This window comes from Spirillospora sp. NPDC046719 (assembly GCF_040645715.1).
GTDB lineage: Bacteria > Actinomycetota > Actinomycetes > Streptosporangiales > Streptosporangiaceae > Spirillospora.
In genome coordinates this window covers 1-1,814 of sequence record NZ_JBEYYT010000847.1, presented here as the reverse complement: position 1 = coordinate 1,814, position 1,814 = coordinate 1, and the positions used below count along the sequence as shown (strand labels likewise).

The 1,814-nt window shown below is 69.1% G+C and carries 2 protein-coding genes; both read left to right on the top strand.

The window, feature by feature from the left end; genetic code table 11:
- Window positions 1–278: 278 nt before the first annotated feature.
- The gene (locus ABZ914_RS50890) at window positions 279–1,169 is read left to right on the top strand and encodes a crotonase/enoyl-CoA hydratase family protein (protein WP_500201756.1); all 891 of its coding nucleotides are present in this window, start codon (window positions 279–281) and stop codon (window positions 1,167–1,169) included.
- Between the two features lie 18 nt (window positions 1,170–1,187).
- On the top strand, window positions 1,188–1,784 hold the full coding sequence (locus ABZ914_RS50885) for a TetR/AcrR family transcriptional regulator (RefSeq protein WP_500201755.1): 597 nt from the start codon (window positions 1,188–1,190) through the stop codon (window positions 1,782–1,784).
- The last annotated feature ends 30 nt before the right edge of the window (window positions 1,785–1,814 follow it).

Below are 1,814 nucleotides of genomic sequence, written 5' to 3'. Positions count from 1 at the left end.
CCCGTCGCGCCACGGCGCCGCTGCTTTGCCGAGTGCCGACGAAAGCGACCCGTGAGCAGGTGAACGCCGCGCCGGTTCGATCAGCCGGCCGCCACCAGCTGCGACCAGCCCGCCGCCGCCAGAGCCGTTCGCGGGTATCGGCGAAGTCGTGCATGTGAAATCGCCGTCATCCGGGCGCGTTCCTTCACCGCCACCGAGGTAGTCGCAAGCCACGAAGACGGTGCCTCGCTGGGCCGGCCACGCCGCGGGGCGGCCACGACCGTGGCGGTGACCTTGCGGTGCCGGCCGCCCGTTTCGTGAGTCCGCGTCGATCGAGCTCGACTGACGGGTCCGGGTGGTGGACGTCGTTCCCCGAGGCGCTCCCTGGAAGTTGTGTCGGGTTCTTCCGTATCATCGTTTTGTATCAATGTTCCGAAACGCCGATACGGTCACGGCGGTCGGAGGAGGAGAGCATGGGTGAACGGGTCCAGTACACGTACGACGCCGGAGTCAGCTGGATAGGCATCGACGACGGCAAGGTGAACGTCATGTCGCCTCAGATGCAGGCCGAGCTCACTGCGGCGTTCGACCAAGCCGAGCGGGACGACGGGGTGGTCGTCGTGCGCGGGCGTCCGGGAGTGTTGTCCGCCGGGTTCGACCTGAACCTGCTCGGAGAGGCGTCCGGTGCGAGCGCCGGGATGGTGGTCGGTGGTTTCGAACTCGCCCTCCGGGTCCTCTCGCATCCGCGTCCGGTGGTGGTCGCCTGTACCGGCCACGCCGTCGCGATGGGCGCCTTCCTTCTGCTGAGCGGTGACTACCGGATCGCGACCACGGCACCGGCGCGCCTGACGGCCAATGAGGTGGCCATCGGGCTGACCATGCCGCGCGCCGCGATCACGATCCTGCGGCAGCGGCTGACCCCGGCGGCCTTCCAACGGGCCACCCTCCTGGCCGAGGTCTTCGGTCCGCAGGGTGCGGTGGCCGCCGGATTCCTCGACGAGGTCGTCGAGCCCGGCCGTTTCGACGAGCGGATCGCCGAGGCGGCGATCGCGCTGACCCGCCTCGACCGCGATGCGCAGTGTGCGACCAAGCGGCGGACGAGAGCCCCGTTGATCGCCGCGCTCACGGCGGCGATCGAGGACGACCGCGAGGAATTCGCCGCCCGCGTCGTCTCGGCCGCGGCGAACTGATCGGCTGAAGGAGCCGCCATGCCTCCGGCCAAGGAACGAACTCCGGAGCTGCGTCGACACATCCTCGACACGGCGATCGACGTCCTCGCCGCGGAGGGGGTCACGGCAGTGACGACGCGCAGGGTCGCCGGACTCGCCGGAACATCTCCTCCGGCCATCTACGAGCTCTTCGGCCACAAGGCCGGACTCATCCGTGAGCTGTTCTTCGAGGGGTTCCGCCGGCTCAACGCCGCGTTCGAAGGGCTCGGTACGACCGGCGATGCGACCGCTGACCTGGCAGCGACCGTACACGCGTTCCGAGCCTTCGCCTCTGACAATCCGAACCTCTTCAACGTGATGTACAACAGGCCCTTCGACGGCTTCGAACCCGACCGTGATGAGCGCTCGCTCGGTGACGGCGCCCGCCGGTTCCTCGTCGACCGGGTCGGACGCTGCGTACAGGCGGGCGGCATGTCCGGTGACCCGATCGACATCGCCCATGCGTTGCTCGGTCTTGCCATCGGTCTCGCGACTCAGGAGAACGCCGGCTGGCTCGGCAGCACGGCCGAGTCGCGCGACAGGCGGTGGACCGTCGCCGTCGACGCCTTCATCCGAGGATTCGCACCCCTGCGCTGACGGCAGGCCGTTTCCGTGCCTGCCGTCAGC